This window comes from Microbacterium sp. HMH0099 (genome assembly GCF_049384025.1).
GTDB lineage: Bacteria > Actinomycetota > Actinomycetes > Actinomycetales > Microbacteriaceae > Microbacterium.
In genome coordinates this window covers 154,198-173,166 of the sequence record NZ_JBMRJR010000002.1, presented here as the reverse complement: position 1 = coordinate 173,166, position 18,969 = coordinate 154,198, and the positions used below count along the sequence as shown (strand labels likewise).

Below are 18,969 nucleotides of genomic sequence, written 5' to 3'. Positions count from 1 at the left end.
GACTATACCCAGAGCGAAAGGGGGTGTCCACTATGGCAAAAGCCCCTGTGCCGTCTGGTACGCGCAGCGAGGTGACCCGCGCTCTCCGGGCGATCCGGTCCCTCAGCGACGCCTTCGACCGCATGCACAGCGGGATGAAGGGCGACATGGACATGAACGCCAGCGACCTGGCGACCCTCCGCATGCTGATCATCCGCGAGCAGCGGGGCGAGACCGTCAGCCCGCACGGTGTCGCCACTCACTTGCGCATCTCGACCGCCTCGACGACGAAGCTGCTCGACCGCCTCGAGAAGTCCGGACACCTCGAACGCCGGCCGCATCCGTCGGACGGTCGCGCCCGCATCGTCGTCCTCACGGACAAGTCCCGGACCGAGTTCTTCCGGCACTTCGGCGGTCACCTCAGCCTGATGCGCGACGTCGCGCAGCGGTACGACGACGCCGAGCTGGCGACGATCGCGTCGTTCCTGGACGAGCTGACGGACGCCATCGTCGCGACCGACTAGGTACCGCGTCGACGGCCCCGCCGTCAGGGCCGGTCGACGGGACCGCGGGCGACGCGGACGCCCACGTCGTCGTAGCCGTCGCGCGGCGGGCCCCCGCGCCGGGTCGCGGCGCGGACGAGAGCCGGGGGATCGGCCCATCCGCCGCCGCGGAACACGCGCGCGTCCCCGATCTGCGCGTCGACGAAGTCCCAGCACCACTCGTTGACGTTGCCGAGGGTGTCGAACAGGCCGTGGAGGTTCGGCAGCCGCCCGCCGACGTCGACGGGGCCGCGCAGGCCGTCCGCAGCCGTCCAGGCGACATCGGCGAGCGGGCCGTACACGGGGCCGGTGGACCCGGCGCGGCACGCGTACTCCCACTCGTCCTCGGTGGGGAGGCGGAACCCGTCGGCCTCGGCATCCCAGTCCACCTCCTCGCCGTCGAAGCGGTAGACCGGGTCGAGCCCCTCCCACTCGGACAGCGCGTTGCACAGGCGGATCGCGCGGAACCAGCTCACCTCGACGGCGGGATGCCGCGGATGCCGTACGGGCACGCCGAGGAGCTCCGCCCGCTGCTCCTCGGTGAGCGGGTAGACCGCCATCTCGAACGCCCCGACCGCGATCTCGCGCCGCTCCGGACCGCGCTGGTCACCGCGCAGGACGCTCCCCGCGGGGATGACGGCCATCTCGACGTCGGTCACGCGAGCTCGACCATCCACAGGTCGCTGTCACCGGTGATGAACAGGCGCTTCTCGTCGGCGTCGAAGGTGCAGTTGCTCACGACGTGGGGAGTCGGGATGACGCCGAGTCGGCGCCCGCCGTCGTCGACGATGACGACGCCGGCCTCGCTGGAGATCCAGAGCCACCCGCGGCTGTCCACGGCGAGGCCGTCCGGGATGCCGGCGTCCACGGTCGCGACGGTGACGGGCGTTCCGAGGCGCTCACCGTTCCAGGCGCACCCGACGATGCGGGGCAGGCCGTCCGCCCGCGACTCGGCGACGTAGAGCACGCTCTCGTCGCGGCTGAAGGCCAGGCCGTTGGGCTCGTCGAGGTCGATCATGCGGCGCAGCCCCTCGGCCTCGGTCCACCGGTAGACGCTGGTGTGGTCGAGGGCGGGATCGGCGGGGTACCCCTCCTTGGGGTCGGAGATCCCGTACGTCGGGTCGGTGAACCAGATCGCGCCGTCGGAGGCCACGACCAGGTCGTTGGGCGAGTTCAGCGGCTTCCCCTCGAACGCGTCGACGAGGACGCGGGTGCCGTCGCCGTCGGTGCGGCTGATCGCGCGGCGACCGTGCTCGGCTTGGACGAGTCGCCCCGCGGCATCCATCGTGTTCCCGTTGGCGAAGTCCGACCGGTCGCGCACGGTCACGATGCTGCCGTCCTCGCGCCACGCGAGGGTGCGGCGCCCGATGACGTCGCTGAAGACGAGGGAGCTCTCCGCGGCCCACCAGGTCGGGCCCTCCGCCCAGGTGGCGTCGGCATACAGCGAGAGCAGGCGCGAGGTCGGCGGGAGCACGGCGGCCAGGCCCTCGTCCCACACGCGTGGCGGTGCGACGTCGACGGGCTCGGGGGAGCGGGGTCCCTGCAGGACCTGGCCGTCGATCGGGATGCGGGCGTCGTGATGGGGCATGACGTCCATCCAACAGAATGGGGCCGGGCGGGCCGAGCGGGTTGACGCCGCCGGTCTCAGCCGAAGGGGTGGGGCGTCGGGGCGCCCGGCGACTCCGTGAATTGCAGGATGAGCTGGTGGCACGGCTCGTCCCCGACGGTGCCGGACAGGTGGCCGGACCGCCCGTCGATCTCGGCGGTGTCGGTGTCCTGCCCGAAGTGGATGTCGCCGGGGCCCATCTCCACGCGCGCGCCGTCCTGGGTCTCGAGGAACCAGCGTCCGCGGAGCGGCACGACCCATTGCGCGTGGGGGGAGGGATGCCACTGGCCCACCCATCCGACCGGGAGCACCGCGAAGGTCACCGACGCGACGTCGCCGGGGAAGGGGCGCATCCACTGCGGATCCGCGCCGCCGCCGACGCTCTGGAGCCCGAAGCCGCGCAGCGCCGACGCGTTCAGGCGGGTCCGGCCGTCGACGTCCGCCCACATGTGGAGGAAGGGCAGGGCGGGCGGGTCGTCCCGGTTGCGTCCGTCGTTGTCCAGAGGGGCGGTGGTCGTCGTGTCCATGCCCCCGAGTCAACACAGCGGCGCGACCCGCCCGCCGCGGCTTGACGCCGCCGGAGAAAAGCGGAACGGCGCCGGATATCTCCGACGCCGTTCCTCATCTGTTGCGGGGACAGGATTTGAACCTGCGACCTCTGGGTTATGAGCCCAGCGAGCTACCGAGCTGCTCCACCCCGCGGCACGAGATATGACGTTACCAGCCGTTCACGTGGCGGTCGAATCGTCGTGGCATCCCGGGGGTGTCGCTGCGCCGAGGGGACAGGCGCCGGCGTTCCCCGGGAGCGGTGTCCGAAGCGGTCCGGGAAAAGCGGAACGGCGCCGGATCTCTCCGACGCCGTTCCTCATCTGTTGCGGGGACAGGATTTGAACCTGCGACCTCTGGGTTATGAGCCCAGCGAGCTACCGAACTGCTCCACCCCGCGGCACAAGGGAATACATTACCAGGCGCGGGGCCGGATGGCGAACCGGCGTTGAGGAGAGCCGGTCCGCGGCGGGATGATGCCGGGATGTCCGACCCCGCGAAGACGACCCGGACGGGTCGTGCCCCCGCTCCCGCACCTGCCTCCGCTCTCGCGCCCGATGACGAGGACGGGTGCGCCTCCCCGGCGGGCGACGACCGCGACGACGGCCGCCCCGAGACGCCCGCGCAGCGCGCGGACCGCAATTGGAACGACGTCCTCCAGGAGCTGCGGGTGCTGCAGACGGGCACCCAGATCCTCACCGGGTTCCTGCTCGCCCTGGCGTTCCAGCCCGCGTTCTCCGACCTGTCCGACGGGCAGCGGACGGTCTATCTCGTCCTCATCGCGCTCTCGGCGCTCAGCGCCGTCGTCGCCCTCGCCCCCGTGGCCCTTCACCGCGCGGTGTTCCAGCGGGGCGTGAAGCCCGACGTCGTCCGCTTCGGGCACGGCTGCCTCCGGGCCGCGCTCGCGCTGGTCTCGTTGCTGCTGACCGGCGTCGTCGGCTTCGTCTTCGACGTCGTGCTCGACGTGCGGGGCGGGATCGCCGGTGCGATGGTCCTCGGGGCGGTGATCCTCGTACTGTGGGTGGCGGTGCCGGTGCTCGTGCGCCGCCGCAGCGGAGGAAGGAAGCAGGGATGACCCACGACAGCGTCGGGGTGGCGGTCGCGCAGTTCGCCCCCGCGGCATCCACGTCCGCCAATCTCGACGTCATCGGCGGTCTCGCCCGGACCGCGGCCGGCCGCGGCGCCCGGGTCGTGGTCTTCCCCGAGTACTCGAGCTACTTCGTCGACCCCTTCGACGCCTCGCTCGCCGCGAACGCCGAAGACGTCGACGGGCCCTTCGTGACGGCCCTCGTCGCCCTGGCCGCGGAGCTGGACGTCGTCCTGGTCGCGGGTCTGCTCGAGCGCGCGGACGACGGCCGGCGGGTGCGCAACACCGTCGTGGCGGTCGGGGCGGGCGGCATCCAGGCCGTGTATCGCAAGCTCCACCTCTACGACGCCTTCGGTCAGCGGGAGTCGGACTGGATCCAGCCGGGGGAGATCGCCCCGCCCGAGACCTTCGTCGTCGACGGTCTGCGCTTCGGCCTCATGACCTGTTACGACCTGCGGTTCCCCGAGGTCGCCCGCACCCTCGCCGACGCGGGCACGGATGCCGCGCTCGTCCCGGCCGAGTGGGTGCGCGGACCGCTCAAGGAGCACCACTGGCGGACGCTGCTGCAGGCGCGCGCCATCGAGAACACGATGTTCGTCGCCGCCGCGGACCACCCGCCGCCCCTCGGTGTCGGGCACTCGCTCGTCGTCGACCCGCAGGGCGTCGTCGTCGCCACGGTGGGGACGACGACCGACGTCGCCGTCGCGCACCTGGATGCCGAGGCGGTGGCGCGCGTGCGACGGGTGAACCCGGCGCTGGAACTGCGCCGCTTCCGGGTCACTCCCCGCTGACCGCCGCGCCCCCGCTGCGGAATCGGACCGCCGCGGCGGAAGCGGACCGATGGTCCCGGGCCGTCCGAATCCGGCGCCGCCGTCCGATTCCGCGACGGCCGCCCCCGGGGCTCAGCCCATCCCGGCCAGCCGGGCGGACGCCTCCGACAGCACCTCGACCCTCTTGCAGGCCGCGAACCGCACGAGGGTGGCGTAGCGGTCCCGGTGCTCCGGCACGACGAAGGCGGTGATCGGGATGCCGACCACCCCGGCGCGCGCCGGGAGCTCACGGCAGAACGCGTCCGCGTCCGTGACGCCGAGGGGAGCGGCATCCACGACCGTGAAGTACGAGCCGCCCGGGGTCGAGACGTCGAACCCCGCCGCGCGCAGGCCGGTGCCGAGGAGGGCGCTCTTCGCGGCCATCGTGGACGCGACGGACGCGAAGAACTCGTCCGGCATCCGCAGACCCGCCGCTATCGCCGACTGGAACGGCGTCGGCCCGACGTAGGTGAGGAACTGCTTGACCGCCATCACCGCGGAGACGAGCGCGGCGGGGCCGGTCACCCACCCGGTCTTCCACCCCGTCAGCGAGAACGTCTTGCCCGCGGACGAGATGGACAGCGTCCGGTCCCACGCCCCCGGCAGCGTGGCAAGAGGGACGTGCGGCCCGTCGAAGACGAGATGCTCGTACACCTCGTCGGTGACGATGATCGCGTCGTGACGCTCGGCGAGGCGCACGATCTCGTCCTGCACGGCGCGGGCGAAGACCGTCCCCGTGGGGTTGTGCGGATCGTTGACGAGGATGACCCGCGTCCGATCCGAGACGACGGATGCCAGGACGTCCAGGTCCGGCTGGAAGTCCGGCCACGCGAGGGGCACGGGGACCAGCTTCGCCCCGGCGAGCGCGACGCACGCGGCGTAGGAGTCGTAGAAGGGCTCGAAGACGACGACCTCGTCGTCGGGGCCGTCGATGAGCGCGAGGAGGGTGGCCGCGAGGGCCTCGGTCGCTCCCACGGTGATGAGGGCCTCGCGGGCGGGATCGACCGTGAGGCCGTAGAACCGCTGCTGGTGCTCGGCGACGGCGTCGAGCAGGTCGGGCACGCCGCGCCCCGGCGCGTACTGGTTCGCCCCCTCCGCGATCGCGCGGCGGGCGGCATCCCGGACGACCTCGGGGCCGTCCTCGTCGGGGAACCCCTGGCCGAGGTTGATGGCCCCGGTGGCCGCGGCGAGCGCGCTCATCTCGGCGAAGATCGTGGGGACGGCCTCCCCGTCGGGGGTGATGAGGCCGGCGCCCGCGGCGGTGCGGCGCCACGCGCCGGGGGGAATGTGCATGATGCGCGTCCTGCTCGCGTGAGGGATCGGAGTCCTCTCACCGTAGCCGTGGATCTGCTGGACGTCCGGATGCCGCCGGAATGGCATCCGACGGACCCCTTACACCCATAGACGCGCCTCACCCGTGGCATAGATAACGCACAGGGTGCGGGGTCACTGTAGAAGCGCCTGGAAGAAGGAGCATCGCATGAGCGACAACACGGACGACCGTCCCGAGGGTTCCCACAACGCCTCCACCCCTGACGCCGGCGCCGCGCACGGCGCGACGTCGCCGTCGCCGCAGCCCGACCGCGCCCCCCTCGACGCCGCCGCTGCCGACGCCGGCCGCCCCCCGCTGCCGACCCGGTCGCCCGCCGCCGCGGCCGCCGCGTGGCCCCCGCCGCAGTCCGGCGACCACCGCACCCCCGCCGGTGCCGCCGCGGTCGGCGGAGCCAGCGGTGCCGCCTTCGGTCCGGCTGCGACCGACGCGCACGGTCTGCACCCGACCCTCACCCTCCCGGAGTCGTCCACGACGGCGCCGCGCAAGAAGAGCGGCGTCCCCAAGGTCGCCGCGCTCGTCCTCGCGGCCGCGCTCGTCGGCGGCGGCGCGGGTCTCGGCGGCACGTACGCCGGGCTGCAGCTGTGGGGCGGCTCGAGCGCCTCCTCGCCCGCCGGGGCGACCGCCGTCACCGTGAACAACCCCGACAGCGTGAACGCGACCACGGCGATCGCCAGCAAGGTCGTGCCGAGCGTCGTCACGATCAGCGCGACCGGCTCCACCGGCGCGGGCACCGGGTCGGGCGTCGTGCTCAACTCGGACGGCTACGTGCTGACCAACACGCACGTGGTCACCCTCGACGGGCAGTCCGGCAACACCCGCCTGTCGGTCACCACCTCGGACGGTCGGGTGTTCGCCGCGACGCTGGTCGGCACCGACCCCACCTACGACCTCGCCGTCATCAAGCTCGAGAACGCCTCGGGTCTCACCCCGATCGAGTGGGCGGACTCGTCCGACCTGAACGTCGGCGACACCACGGTCGCCGTCGGCGCCCCGCTGGGCCTGTCGAACACCGTCACGACGGGGATCGTCAGCGCCCTGAACCGGTCCATCCAGGTCGCCTCCTCGGCCGCGCCGAGCGACGGCTCCGACGAGAGCGAGGGCGGGCAGGGCGGCCAGGAGAGCCCGTTCTTCTTCGACTTCGGGCAGGGCCAGCAGCAGTCGCAGTCGACCGAGACGATCAAGATCGCGGTCATCCAGACCGACGCGGCGATCAACCCCGGCAACTCCGGCGGTGCGCTCGTGGACGATCAGGGTCGCCTCATCGGCATCAACGTGGCCATCGCCTCCGCGGGCGGCTCCTCCTCGTCGTCGGGTCAGTCCGGCTCGATCGGCGTGGGGTTCGCGATCCCGTCGGACGTGGCCAAGCGCGTCTCCAGCGAGATCATCGAGAACGGCTCCGCCACCCACGGCCTGCTCGGCGCGTCCGTCCAGGACAGCACCTCCGTCCAGGGCGCGACCATCACCGGTGCGTACGTCGCCGAGGTGAGCCCGGGCGGCGCGGCCGCCGGCGGCGGCCTGCAGACCGGCGACATCATCACCGCCTTCAACGGGGTGCCCGTCGCCAGCTCGGTCGACCTGACCGCGCAGGTGCGCGCGCTCGCCGCGGGGGCGACCGCCCAGGTGACGTACGTCCGCAACGGGCAGGACCGCACCGCCGAGGTCACCCTCGGCTCGCTGAACGGCTGACGCCGCCGCTCCCTCGCCCGGCTCGGAGGACGCCGCCCCGCGATAGGCTCGCGGGGTGGCGTCCTTCTCGTTCGGTTCCGGGAACGCCCGCAAGCTCCTCCGCATCCCGCTGTATCTGGCCGGGCGGGTCCTGACCGCCGTCGTGCCGCGGTCGCGGCGCAGCTGGGTCTTCGGCTGCGCGGTCGGCATCGCCGACGGTGCCGCGGAGCTGTGGCGCGTCGCCGCCGCCCACGGCGAGGACGCGACCTGGCTCGTCGGCGACGACGGACAGGCGAGGGATGCCACGGCGCAGGGGATCCGCTGGGCCCGGAAGGACTCGCTGCGCGGTCTGTGGCTGACCGCTCGTGCGCGCGTCGTCGTCGTGACGCACGGCTTCGGCGACGTCAACCGCTATGCGGTGGCGGGGGCGACGATCGTGCAGCTCTGGCACGGCATCCCGCTCAAGCGCATCGGCCTCGACTCGGCCGAGACGACCCGGAGTGCGCTGCTGCCGCGTTCGCGCGTCGTCCCGCGGCTGCTCGCCGCCCTCTACCGCGGCACCACCCGCCGCATCGCGGTGCTGCCCGCCGCGTCCCACCTCGTGCGCGGCCGCCTCGAGTCGGCTTTCGGCCTCACCCACGCCGCCGTCCCCGTGACGGGGGAACCGCGCGTCGACGTGCTCTCACGCGGAACCGCGTCCGAACGCCGCGCCGCCGCGCGTGAGCGCCTGACCGCGGCCGTCGGACCCGTCGGGGAGCGCCCCGTCGTGCTGTACGCCCCGACCTGGCGCGACGGCGACGTCGACCCGGCCGTCCCGGACGCGACCGAGTGGGGCGGCATCCGGGATCTCCTCGACCGACACGACGCGGTCCTCCTCATCCGCTCGCACCCGCTCGGGGCGGGGGACTACCGCCCGCCGGTGCCGACCGACCGTGTCCGGATGCTGGGCAGCGACCTCGTCGCCGACGTGACCCCTCTCCTGCCCGGTCTCGACGTGCTCGTCACGGACTACTCGTCCCTCGCCTTCGACGCGGCGCTCGTGCCGCTGCCGGTGCTGTTCCTCGCGCCCGATCTCGAGGCCTACCGCGCGCGCCGGGGGCTCTACGGCCGGTACGCCGATGTGGCCGGCGACGATCCGGCCCGCGACTGGACCCAGACCCTGCGGCAGCTGGATGCCGTCCTCGACGAGCCGGGGCCGAGGACGGAGGCGTCGCGACAGCGGAGTCGGATCGTCCACGCGCACCGAGACGGGCGCAACACCGAGCGGGTGTACGCACACGTGCGGGCGCTGCTCGACGCCGGCGGACGCCCCGCCCGGGCGGCGTCTCCGCTCGGGACGGACCCCGGCGGACCCCCGCCGCCCCCCACGGAAGGACGACGATGACCGAGGCCCGATTCATCGAGGACGGCGAGGTCGCCGCGTTCGAGCTGAGCGGCACCGGTCCGCGGCCCGCCGCCGTCGAGCTCGTCGGTCGCCGCGCGCGCGTGACGGCCCGCCTGCACGGCCGGGGCCGGACCTGGCGCGCCGTCCTCCCGCTGCGCGCCTCCCGATGGGGCGGGCCGGACCTGCCCCTGCCGACGGGGGAGTACCGCCTGCGGATCGACGCGGGCGAGGCCGACGACACCGGCCTCCCCGGCACCGCGATCGGGACGACGCAGCTGCCCGGCGTCCGCGCCTCGTGGGACGGCGCCCGCCTCCACGTGGGCCCGCCGGTGGACCCCGCCTACGACTCCGGCGAGGGGCAGGCCGCCCTGGAGCGCCGGTACGCCACCGGCCGTGGTCCGCTCGAGAACGCGGTGTTCTTCGAGTCCTTCTACGGGCGCAACGCCAGCTGCAACCCGCTGGCCATCGACCGCGAGCTGGCGCGGGTCGCGCCCTCCGTCACCCGCTACTGGAGCGTCGTCGACCTGTCGGTCGAGGTGCCCGCCGGGGCGATCGCGGTCGTCGAGGGCAGTCCCGAGTGGTGGCGCGCCCGCGGGTCGTCCCGCCTGCTGGTGGTCAACGACTGGCTCCGCCGCCGCTTCGCCCGTCGGCCCGGCCAGCGGGTGCTGCAGACCTGGCACGGCACGCCGCTGAAGAGACTCGCGCTGCACCGTCCGGGCTTCGATCCGCGCCGCGCGGTGGCCGTGGTCCGCGAGGCGCGGCGCTGGAACGTGCTCCTGGCGCAGAACCCCTACGCCGCCCGCATCCTGACGAAGGCCTACGCCTTCCTCCGCCGGCCCGTGTGGGTCGAGGGGTATCCGCGGAACGACGTGCTCCGCACGGACGACGGACGCGCCACCCGCGCGGCCCTCGGGATCGCCGACGGGGAACGCGTCATCCTGTACGCCCCGACGTGGCGCGACGACCGTGAGCGGATCGTCGACTTCGTCGATCCCGCCGCCCTCGCGCGCGACGTCGACGCGGTCGTGCTCGTCCGCGGCCACTCCCGGACCCTCCTGCCCGGGGAGGACGCCCGCGGCCCGCGGGTGGTCGACGTCACCGGCTTCCCCGACACGGCGCGGCTGCTCGCCGCCGCGGATGCCCTCGTCACCGATTACTCGTCGGTGATGTTCGACTTCAGCGTCACGGGCAAGCCGATGTACTTCCTCGTGCCCGATCTCGAGCACTACCGGGGCCAGCTGCGCGGGTTCTACTTCGACCTCGTCGACGCCGTCCCGGGACCGGTCGTCCGGACGCAGGACGAGCTGGCGCGTGCCCTGACCGAGGTGGATCCGGCGATCTTCGCGGAGCGGTACCAGCGCTGGCGCAGCGTCTTCAACGCCCGCGACGACGGGCGAGCGGCCGAACGGGTCGTCGCGCGCATCCTCGACCAGGGGTTCCTCGACCGGGACTGACGCTCCGCCGGGCCGCGGGCCGCTGCTCCCGGACAGGGCGGCGGGACCGCCCCGCGGTCAGGGCAGCGGCGTGTTGCGGCCGTCGAGTCGCGACGTGTCGACGGTGTCGCGCGCCCCGCGGCCGATCGCCCACAGGAACCCGGCGCCCCACGACAGGTGCATCGACGGCAGCACCGCGGCCGTCCACGCCTTGTCGCGCCACCCGCGTCCGCCGCCGCGTCCCAGCGCGACGACGCCGACGAGCGCGCCGTACGCCGCGAGCGGGAGGTGGACGAGGGATGCCGCGGCCGACCGGGTCCCGCGGAGCGCCCGGGTCGCCTGCAGGGCACCGACCACGACGGACGCGCCGGCGGCCACGACCAGGGCCGGCGGGGCGAAGAAGCGGAGGGAGTTGCGGCGGCCGTAGCGGCGGACGAGCTCCCCGCGCCAGGCGCCGGTGGCCCGGAACTGCCGAACGAGCCGTGCCCAGCTCTCTCGCGGCCAGTAGACGACCGACAGCGACGGGTCGAACCAGACGCGGTAGCCGGCGCGGCGGATGCGGAGGTTGAGCTCCCAGTCCTCGCCGCGGCGGAGCGACTCGTCGAACATCCCGACCTCGTCGAGGACGGCCCGACGCATCACCCCGAGGTAGGCCGACTCCGCCTCTCCCTCCGCGGTGGCGCCGTGGTACGCACCGCCGCCGAGGCCGACGCGGGAGTTGTAGGCGCGGGCGACAGCCCGCTGGAACGGCGTGCGCCCGTCGGCGCGCATGACCCCGCCCACGTTGGCGGCCTTCACCCGTGCGAGGGTGGCGAGCGCGGCCCGGGTGTAGCCGGGCGACAGCTCCGAGTGCGCGTCGACCCGCACGATGGTCGGGTAGCGGCCGGCGCGGATGGCGCGGTTGAGTCCGACCGGGATGTCGGCGTCCGGGTTGTCGACCAGGACGATGCGTTCATCGGCGTCCCGCAGCAGCCGTGCGATGGCGTCCGTGCCGTCCGTCGAGGGCCCGAGGGCCAGGATGACCTCCACCGGCCCCGGCACGTCCTGCTGCAGGACCGTCTCCACGGCACGACGCAGATAGCGCTCCTCGTTCAGCACGGGCATGACGAAGCTGACGCCCGCGTCGTCGGGGGGAACGGGCGCGTCGCGCCGGGCGGTGACGCCTCCGGGGGTGGCGAGGTGCATCCCCCGATCCTTTCACGTCGCACCCGCCGGTACCCTGGAGGGATGCCTCTCGCCCGTGACGCCCGGCTCGCCGTCGGCCTTCTGCGCAAGGCCCTGAACGCCCGCCGGGCCCGCCGGGCGCTGCGTCAGCGCCTGGCGCAGCGGGGCGAGCTCCCGGCCGGACGCTTCCGCATCGCGGTCTACTTCGCCGACAACGCGGTGAACATGTATCAGATGCGCCAGTGGTACGCGCCGCTGCGCGAGCTCGCGCGGGAGTGGCCGGTCCTCGTCGTCAGCCGTGGCGCCGGGGGTGCGAACGCCCTGCTCGAGGACGGGGCCCTGCCCGTGGCCTACGCGCCGACCGTGCGCGACGTCGAGCAGGTCCTCGCCGAGCAGGACATCCGCATCGTGTTCTACGTCAACCAGAACACCCGCAACTTCCAGATGTTCCGCTACGGGCACCGCTGGCACGTGTTCATCAACCACGGCGAGTCCGACAAGATGTACATGACCACCAACCAGTTCAAGGCGTACGACTACGCCTTCGTCGCGGGCGATGCCGCGCGGGAGCGGCTGTCGCGGGTGCTGTGGGACTACGACCTCGACCGGCGCACCTTCGCCATCGGGCGGCCGCAGGCCGACCACTACTCGGGCGACCTGCCCTACCAGCCGGACGAGCGGACCGTCGTGCTGTACGCCCCTACCTGGGAGGGCGATCGTCCGTCCGCCCACTACGGGTCGATCGCCTCGCACGGCGAGGCGCTCGTCGGCGCGTTGCTCGCCACCGGCCGGCACCGCGTCATCTACCGGCCGCATCCGCGCTCCGGTGTCGTCGACAGCGCCTACGGCGCGGCGAACACGCGGATCGTCGCGGCCCTCGCCGCCGCCAATGCCGCGGACCCGACTGCGAAGCACGTGCACGACACCGGCCCGGACCTCGGCTGGCAGCTCGCGGCCGCCGACCTGGCCGTCGTCGACATCTCCGCGATGGTCTACGACCGGCTCGCCGCCGACAAGCCGCTGCTCGTCACCCGCCCCGCCGACGCGGAGGCCCTCGTCGACACGTCGGGCTATCTGTCGGCCTGCGAATGGCTGGATGCCGCCGAGGCGGCATCCATCGTCCGTCACGCCGACCGCGTGCTCGGCGATCCCGACTCCGTGGCCCGGCTGCAGCACTGGGTGCGGCACTACTTCGGCGACACGACCCCGGGTGCCGCGACCGCGCGGTTCCACGCCGCTGTCGGGGAGCTCATGCATCGCTGGGACGCCTGGCACGACCGCCCCGCGTCCGCCGGCGACGTCGAGGTCGAGACCGTCGACTGACCCCGACGCGCGGCGGGTCGGACGGGGTCAGGCCTCCCGCGGAGCGAGCCGGCCGATCGCCGCGAGCGGGATGCCGATCCAGTCCGGACGGTTGCGGGCCTCGTAGATCGCCTCGTACACGGCCTTGTCGAGCTCGAACGCGGCGAGCAGCTCCGGCGCGGACGCCCGCTCCGGGCCGATGGCGTCGGCGTACCCGTCGAGGAACGCCTGCTGCGCGGCGATGACCCAGGCCCGCACGGCGACCGCGTCGGCGCTCTCGACCGCGCCGGAGACGTAGTCGAACGACCGCAGCATGCCGGCCACGTCGCGGACGGCGACGTCGGGGAGGAGGCGTTCGGCGATCGGACGCAGCGGCTCGCCCTCGAAGTCGAGGAGGACCCACCCGTTCTCGGCGGTGTCGAGCACCTGTCCGAGGTGGAGGTCGCCGTGCACGCGCTGGAGCGGCGGCCACGCGGCCTGCGCCCCCGCCGCGTACACCTCGCGGATCCGGTCGGCGTGCGGAGCCAGGGCGGGCACCTCGGCCAGCGCGATGGCGAGGCGGCGGTTCCACGCCCCGGCAACCGCCGCGCGGTCGCCCTCGCCGGGCTCCCGGGTGGGGAAGCTCTCCGCGAGCGCGAGATGCATGCGACCGACCGACTCGCCCAGCAGGCGGGCGCGCTCGGCGAAGTCCTCGCCGTCCTCGGCCGCGCGCAGCGCGACGCGCCAGGCGTCCTCGACGCCCTCGAAGAACTCCTGCGCGAAGGCCAGCGACCCCGAGACGTGCTCGCCCGAGGGCGTCGTCCAGGTCCCGTGGACCTCGCCGACGGATGCCGGGACGAACCGGGCCCCGCCGGCCGCCAGCGCGGACTGGAGCTCGACGTCGGGGTTCACCCCCGGGTTCACCTGTCGGAACAGCTTGCAGATCACCGGCTCGCCGCCCTCGGCGGGACGGTAGATGATCGAGGTGTTCGACTGCTCGCCGCTGAGGACGCGCGCGGTCGCCGCGGGGGCGGACAGCCGCGCCGGGTCCAGTGCCGTGGCGGTCAGCGTCGCGTCCCCGGACCCGGCCGAGCCGCCGGCCGTGACCCAGCGGTACAGGAGGTCGGTGAAGGCCTCGTCGACGGTGGCATCCATCCACACCCGCCCCTCGGCGGCCGGGCCGATGACGGACGGCGACGGCGCGGCATCCGGCGTCCGCTCGACGACCGGCACCTGGTAGAGCACCGGGGGAGCGGTCGTGGCGTCCTGGACGAGCAGCAGGTGCGTGCCCGGGGCGTCGAGCTCCCACGAGGCGATCAGGGTCAGGCGCGGCTGCCTGCCCTTGCTGCCGTACCAGCGCTGCTGCGGCATCCAGACGGTCAGGAGGTCGAGGAGATCACCCATGCCGCGAACCTACCGGCCTCACCTCGATCGTCCCCCAGGCCTTGCGCCGGGGCCCGGTCGATGGAAGGAGGACGGATGCCGCCCCTCGCGGCGGCGCGTCAGAAGCGGTCGCGGGAGTCGGGGACGGCCGTCGTGTCGACGGGGCTCTCGCCGACGAGGTGGGGCGGGGTCTCGTCCGAGCCGGGCGCGTCCGATGCCTGCCCGCCCGTCGCCGCCGCACCGGGGACCGGTGCGCCGGGGACGTCGCGATGGAGTGTCTCGGGATCGGGCGCGTCCCAGTTCGCGGCGGCGGCACGGGCGGTGCCCGTGGTCGTCTCGGCGGTGGCCGCGTCGTCGTCGCCGGTGGCATCCGGGTCCCCGTCCTCGTCGCGCCGGCGCCGCGGCAGGATCGCCTTCGCGGCCGATCCGGTGCGGCGACCGACCCCGCCGATCGCGCCGGCGATGGCACCGCCCACGCGGGCCACGCCGTGGACGGCGGCGTGCTCGAGGCGCTCCGAGCCGGGCCGCGGCTCGATGTCGGCCGGCAGCGTCGACGGGGGAGCGCCGAACGCCTTGCGCGAGGTGGTCAAAACGCGACGGCCGAGGATGTGGTTGCCCGTGCCGCCGACGACCGCGCCGACGCCGAAGGGGAGCGCCTTGCCGAGCCAGGACGCGCCGCCGCGCGCGACGAACTGGCGCGTGAAGCTCGTCTTGAGACGGTCCACGAGCGGTCCGACCGCGGCGCGGGGGAGCGTCTTCGTGATCATCTCGCCCCAGTAGGACTGACGCCCCGGACCCCGCCCGGCCGCCTGCGCGGCGAGCTGCGAGACGAGGTCGACGCCTTCCTTGCCGAGCATGAGCGTGAGGACGAGTGCCCGGGCCCGTTCCGGGTCCTCCACGGCGACGCCGTGCACCTCGGCGACGGACTGCGCGTACAGCGCCGTCGCCTCGAGGAACCCGAGCGTCTCCACGCCGCTGAGGGCGAGCGTGACGCCCGTCCCGATCCCGGGGACCACCGCCGTCGCGCCGACCGCGGCGCCCCCGGTGGTGACGGCGGCGAGGTAGCGGCGCTCCAGGATGCGCAGGATCTCTTCGGGAGAGGCGTCGGGATGCCGCAGGCGCACGCTGCGGAGATGAGCGAGCACCGCCGGCCGCTGGATCGCCATCACCCGATCGAGTGCCCGGATCGTCCGGGGATGCTCGTCCGACCCGGTCGGCGGCATCCCGCCCTTCCACGGGGAGTCGTCGGGCAGGGAATGGATGCGGTGCACCTTCTCAGCCATGCGGCTATCCTGCCCCGTCCGCCTGTCCGCGTTCCGTCCTTGACAGACCGGGCCGCCCGCGTCGCGGGGGTGCGACGTGGAGGTCAGACGTAGAGGTTGGCCCGCTCGAGGTCCTCGGCGAAGTCCACCTCGACCGCGTAGAGGTCGGAGATGTCGAGCGGCTCGACGCGCATGCCGTTCTCGGTGATGGCGAGCTCGATGCCGCGCTCGAAGTAGTCCTGGTCGCCGACGCGCTGGAGCTGGCGCTGCAGGGCCTTCTTGTCGACGGAGGAGACGTAGTTGATGCCGACGGCCTCGCCGATCCCGCCGACGACGACCTTCGACAGCTCGTCGATGAAGCCCTCCGCGTCGACCGTGTACTTGACCTCTTCGTCGCTGACCTTGGCGGTGTTCACCGTCACGAAGGAGCGATCGGCCTCGACCAGCTCGGCGGCGCGACCGAGCACGCGCGGGTCGAACACGACGTCGCCGTTCATCCACAGCACACCCGCGCGACCCGTCTTGGCGAGGGCGCGCAGGAGCGACTTGGAGGTGTTGGTCTGGTCGTAGCGGTCGTTGTAGACGTAGTCGACGTGCGGGAACGCGTCCACGATGGTCTCGGCGCGGTAGCCGACCACCGTGGTGATGCGCGCGTCCGAGCCGAAGGCGGCACGGATGTTGTCGTGCTGCTGCTGCATGATGCTGCGGCCGTCGCTGAGCTCGGTGAGGGGCTTGGGCAGGCTGCGTCCGAGACGCGAGCCCATCCCGGCTGCGAGGATGACGATCTGAACGGTCAAGGCTGCTCCTGGGGGGATGAGTGGTCACTTCCGGTTCACCGGAACGTCACGCCTTTGTGCCGGATCGATGCTAGCGAAATGCTCTGAGAAGGTGCAGGATATGCGCCACTCGTTGTGCTTTCGTGACCCGTCGGGATAGCGACACCCAGGGTCCCCCGGGCGTGTTCGTCGGAGGCGGTTGGTAGTTTGGAGCGATGACAGCGTCGCTGCCGCAGCCCTCGGAAGATTCCTCCCCCCGCACGGAGGACGCTGTCGCGAGCGCCCGCGTCGACGCCCCCGCCGCGCCGCCGGCCCCGAAGCCCCGCGCCCCGCGCAAGACGACTCCGCGGACCCCCGCGTCCCCGCGTCCGGTCCGGCCCACGAAGACGGCGTCGACGACGGATGCCACCCCGTCCGCGCCCGTCGGGACGGACGGTTCCGTCGACTCGTCGGATGCCGCTGCGCCCTCGGCCGAGGCCGGTGCTCGAGCCGTATCCGAGACCGGCGCCGCGCCGAAGAAGACCCCCGCTCGGCGCCCCGCGGGCTCCGCGTCCGCGGGGACCGCGAAGCGGACCGCGGCCCCGCGCACGCCCGCGAAGAGCACGGCGGCGAAGAAGGCGGCCGCCGGTGCCGGCTCGACGAGCGCAGCGGACGCGGAGACGGACACGACGGCAGCGGCCGAGGCGGCGGAGGCCGGCTCCGCGCCGACCACGCCGGCCGAGGGCGGCACCGAGACCACCGCTCCCGCCGCCCCGCGTCGTCCCGCCGCGCCGCGCGCCGCCGCGACGAAGAAGACCACGAGCGCCCGCACGACCGCCGCGAAGAAGCCGACGGCGCCGCGGGCCCGTCCCGCCTCGGCCTCCGCGAAGACGGAGGGGACCGCACCGGCGGCCCCGCCGAAGGAGCCCCGCGCGCCGCGCGCCACCACAGCCCGGTCCGCGGGCACGACGTCGTCCGGCTCCACGCGCGCCGCCGAGCTCGTGACCGACCGGCAGGAAGCCACCGTCGTGACCCCCGGGCCTCCGCCCGCGCTGCCCGTCGATCTCGTCATCCCGCCTCGTCCGCCCCTGCCGGCGGTCGACCTCGCGGGGTCGGAGTCCGCCGACGGCGCTCGTCCGGATGAGCCGGCCGAGCCGATCGACGCAGCGGCCGTCGCGCCGGCCGTGGAGGAGCCCGCCGAAGACACGGGCGCTGCGCCGGTCGAGGACACGGCTGCCGCGCCCCTCGAGGACACAGCCGTCGAGCCCACGGCTGCGCCGGTCGAGGACACCGCCGTCGCGCCCACGGCTGCGCCGGTCGAGGACACCGCCGTTGCGCCGGCCGAAGACGCTGCCGTCGCGCCGGCCGAGGACGCGATCGTCGAGCCGACCGAAGACGGGCCCGTGACCGAGTCGGCGCACGAGGACACCGTCGCGCCGACCGTGGGCGAAGCGAGCGAGGACGCCGCCGCCGCGCCCGCGGACACGGCGCTCGAGGACGCGGCGCCCGCCGACCCGACGCCCGCGCCCGCGGACGCGGCGGTGAAGGAGCCGGCCGTCGCCGAGGACGCCGACCTCGAGGACGCGTCGCCCGCCGACCCGACGCCCGCGCCCGCCGACGCGGCGGTGACGGAGCCGGCCGTCGCCGAGGACGCCGACCTCGAGGACGCGTCGCCCGCCGACCCGACGCCCGCGGACGTCCCGGTGGAGGAGCCTCCGGTCGTGGCCGAGACCGCGCCCGAGGACGAGCCGGTGCCGTCCTCCGACGAGGCCGAGGCCGCCGATCGCGTGGAGACGGCGACCCTCGAGCCCGGCGAGGTCGGGACGCCGAGCCCGGTGGCATCCATCGACACCCTCGAGACGACGGAGGATCCCACCCCTCCGGACGTCGGGCCCGAAGACGAGGGGACATCCGCGCGCGCGGATGTCGAGCCGGCCGGCGTCACGGCCGTCCTCGCGGAGCCGCTCGCCGAGACGGACACGCCGGCGCTGACCCTGCGCGGCGTCTCGAAGTCGTTCGGCGACCTGCGGGCCGTCGACGCCATCGACCTCACGGTCCCGGCGGGCTCCTTCTACGGCCTCGTCGGGCCCAACGGCGCGGGCAAGACGACCACGCTGTCGATCATCGCCGGGCTGCTGCGCGCCGACCGCGGCACGATCACCGTCAACGGGGTCGACGCGTCCAAGAAGCGCGGCGCGGCGAAGAACGCGCTCGGCGTGCTCCCCGACCGGCTGCGCACGTTCGATCGCCTCACCGGTCGGCAGCTCCTGCACTACTACGGCGTGCTGCGCGGACTGCCGGCGCCCGTCGTCGAGAGCCGCACCGCGGACCTGGCCCGTGCCTTCGATCTCGTCGACGCGCTCGCCCGTCCCGTGTCCGACTACTCGGCCGGGATGACGAAGAAGGTGATGCTCGCCGGCGCGATGATCCATTCGCCGCGCCTGCTCGTCCTCGACGAGCCGTTCGAAGCCGTCGACCCGGTCTCGAGCGCGACCATCCTCGACATCCTCGGGTCCTACGTCCGCCACGGCGGCACCGTCATCCTGTCGAGTCACGGCATGGAGCTCGTCGAGCGCGTCTGCACGCGCGTGGCCGTGATCGTCTCGGGCCAGGTGCTCGCCGAGGGCACGGTCGACGAGGTGCGCGGCGAGGCGACGCTGGAGCAGCGGTTCCTCGAGCTGGCCGGCGGCCTCGGCGACGTGGAGGGCCTGGAATGGTTGCACACGTTCTCCGACTGAGG

Annotated in this window: 16 protein-coding genes and 2 tRNA genes; 8 read left to right on the top strand and 10 right to left on the bottom strand. The window is 73.9% G+C overall.

Annotated features, from left to right (window positions below):
- Positions 1–71 precede the first annotated feature (71 nt).
- Entirely contained in the window at positions 72–503 is a 432-nt protein-coding gene (locus tag ACO03V_RS04630; protein ID WP_423136780.1) for a MarR family winged helix-turn-helix transcriptional regulator, read from the top strand.
- Between the two features lie 23 nt (positions 504–526).
- On the opposite strand, the gene ACO03V_RS04625 is transcribed toward ACO03V_RS04630, so the two are convergent.
- From ACO03V_RS04625 to ACO03V_RS04605, 5 genes are all read right to left on the bottom strand, one after another.
- Positions 527–1,180, bottom strand: coding sequence for a formylglycine-generating enzyme family protein (locus tag ACO03V_RS04625; protein ID WP_423136779.1), 654 nt, complete (start codon positions 1,178–1,180; stop codon positions 527–529).
- Positions 1,177–2,109, bottom strand: coding sequence for an SMP-30/gluconolactonase/LRE family protein (locus tag ACO03V_RS04620; RefSeq protein ID WP_423136778.1), 933 nt, complete (start codon positions 2,107–2,109; stop codon positions 1,177–1,179). Before ACO03V_RS04620 ends, ACO03V_RS04625 begins: the two co-directional genes overlap by 4 nt.
- Before the next feature lie 56 nt (positions 2,110–2,165).
- Positions 2,166–2,654 (bottom strand): hypothetical protein, encoded by a 489-nt coding sequence (locus tag ACO03V_RS04615; protein WP_423136777.1) that lies wholly within the window; start codon positions 2,652–2,654, stop codon positions 2,166–2,168.
- 101 nt (positions 2,655–2,755) lie between these two features.
- A tRNA-Met gene (locus ACO03V_RS04610) sits at positions 2,756–2,829 on the bottom strand.
- A gap of 170 nt (positions 2,830–2,999) precedes the next feature.
- Positions 3,000–3,073, bottom strand: a tRNA-Met gene (locus ACO03V_RS04605).
- Between the two features lie 84 nt (positions 3,074–3,157).
- On the opposite strand from ACO03V_RS04605, the gene ACO03V_RS04600 reads away from it, so the two are divergent.
- Positions 3,158–3,748 carry a DUF6328 family protein gene (locus tag ACO03V_RS04600; protein WP_423136776.1) on the top strand — a complete coding sequence of 197 codons (591 nt, stop codon included), beginning with the start codon at positions 3,158–3,160 and terminating at the stop codon, positions 3,746–3,748.
- A complete protein-coding gene (locus ACO03V_RS04595) occupies positions 3,745–4,551 on the top strand; it encodes a carbon-nitrogen hydrolase family protein (RefSeq protein ID WP_423136775.1) in 807 nt (268 codons plus the stop codon). The genes ACO03V_RS04600 and ACO03V_RS04595 overlap by 4 nt, the downstream gene beginning before the upstream one ends.
- Positions 4,552–4,662: 111 nt before the next feature.
- On the opposite strand, the gene ACO03V_RS04590 is transcribed toward ACO03V_RS04595, so the two are convergent.
- Complete coding sequence (locus ACO03V_RS04590; RefSeq protein WP_423136774.1) at positions 4,663–5,862, bottom strand: aminotransferase class I/II-fold pyridoxal phosphate-dependent enzyme; 1,200 nt, start codon at positions 5,860–5,862, stop codon at positions 4,663–4,665.
- Between the two features lie 187 nt (positions 5,863–6,049).
- Here ACO03V_RS04590 and ACO03V_RS04585 point away from each other — a divergent pair, with 187 nt between their 5' ends.
- The 3 genes from ACO03V_RS04585 to ACO03V_RS04575 are packed head-to-tail and all read left to right on the top strand — an operon-like array spanning position 6,050 to position 10,405.
- The gene (locus ACO03V_RS04585) at positions 6,050–7,588 is read left to right on the top strand and encodes a S1C family serine protease (RefSeq protein ID WP_423136773.1); all 1,539 of its coding nucleotides are present in this window, start codon (positions 6,050–6,052) and stop codon (positions 7,586–7,588) included.
- A 55-nt stretch (positions 7,589–7,643) separates the two neighbouring features.
- Positions 7,644–8,951 carry a CDP-glycerol glycerophosphotransferase family protein gene (locus ACO03V_RS04580; protein ID WP_423136772.1) on the top strand — a complete coding sequence of 436 codons (1,308 nt, stop codon included), beginning with the start codon at positions 7,644–7,646 and terminating at the stop codon, positions 8,949–8,951.
- Complete coding sequence (locus ACO03V_RS04575) at positions 8,948–10,405, top strand: CDP-glycerol glycerophosphotransferase family protein (protein WP_423136771.1); 1,458 nt, start codon at positions 8,948–8,950, stop codon at positions 10,403–10,405. Before ACO03V_RS04580 ends, ACO03V_RS04575 begins: the two co-directional genes overlap by 4 nt.
- A gap of 57 nt (positions 10,406–10,462) precedes the next feature.
- Here ACO03V_RS04575 and ACO03V_RS04570 read toward each other — a convergent pair whose 3' ends face one another.
- Positions 10,463–11,569 (bottom strand): glycosyltransferase family 2 protein, encoded by a 1,107-nt coding sequence (locus tag ACO03V_RS04570; protein ID WP_423136770.1) that lies wholly within the window; start codon positions 11,567–11,569, stop codon positions 10,463–10,465.
- 42 nt (positions 11,570–11,611) lie between these two features.
- Between ACO03V_RS04570 and ACO03V_RS04565 the strand changes: the two genes are divergently transcribed.
- On the top strand, positions 11,612–12,871 hold the full coding sequence (locus ACO03V_RS04565) for a CDP-glycerol glycerophosphotransferase family protein (protein ID WP_423136769.1): 1,260 nt from the start codon (positions 11,612–11,614) through the stop codon (positions 12,869–12,871).
- Between the two features lie 27 nt (positions 12,872–12,898).
- Here the strand turns inward: ACO03V_RS04565 and ACO03V_RS04560 are convergent, their stop codons facing one another.
- The 3 genes from ACO03V_RS04560 to ACO03V_RS04550 all read right to left on the bottom strand — a co-directional run bounded on the left by ACO03V_RS04560 (position 12,899) and on the right by ACO03V_RS04550 (position 16,271).
- The gene (locus tag ACO03V_RS04560; protein WP_423136768.1) at positions 12,899–14,233 is read right to left on the bottom strand and encodes a maltokinase N-terminal cap-like domain-containing protein; all 1,335 of its coding nucleotides are present in this window, start codon (positions 14,231–14,233) and stop codon (positions 12,899–12,901) included.
- A 98-nt stretch (positions 14,234–14,331) separates the two neighbouring features.
- Complete coding sequence (locus tag ACO03V_RS04555) at positions 14,332–15,495, bottom strand: hypothetical protein (protein WP_423136767.1); 1,164 nt, start codon at positions 15,493–15,495, stop codon at positions 14,332–14,334.
- A gap of 83 nt (positions 15,496–15,578) precedes the next feature.
- Positions 15,579–16,271, bottom strand: coding sequence for an NTP transferase domain-containing protein (locus ACO03V_RS04550; protein ID WP_423136766.1), 693 nt, complete (start codon positions 16,269–16,271; stop codon positions 15,579–15,581).
- A gap of 194 nt (positions 16,272–16,465) precedes the next feature.
- Here ACO03V_RS04550 and ACO03V_RS04545 point away from each other — a divergent pair, with 194 nt between their 5' ends.
- Positions 16,466–18,967 carry an ATP-binding cassette domain-containing protein gene (locus ACO03V_RS04545; protein WP_423136765.1) on the top strand — a complete coding sequence of 834 codons (2,502 nt, stop codon included), beginning with the start codon at positions 16,466–16,468 and terminating at the stop codon, positions 18,965–18,967.
- Positions 18,968–18,969 lie beyond the last annotated feature (2 nt).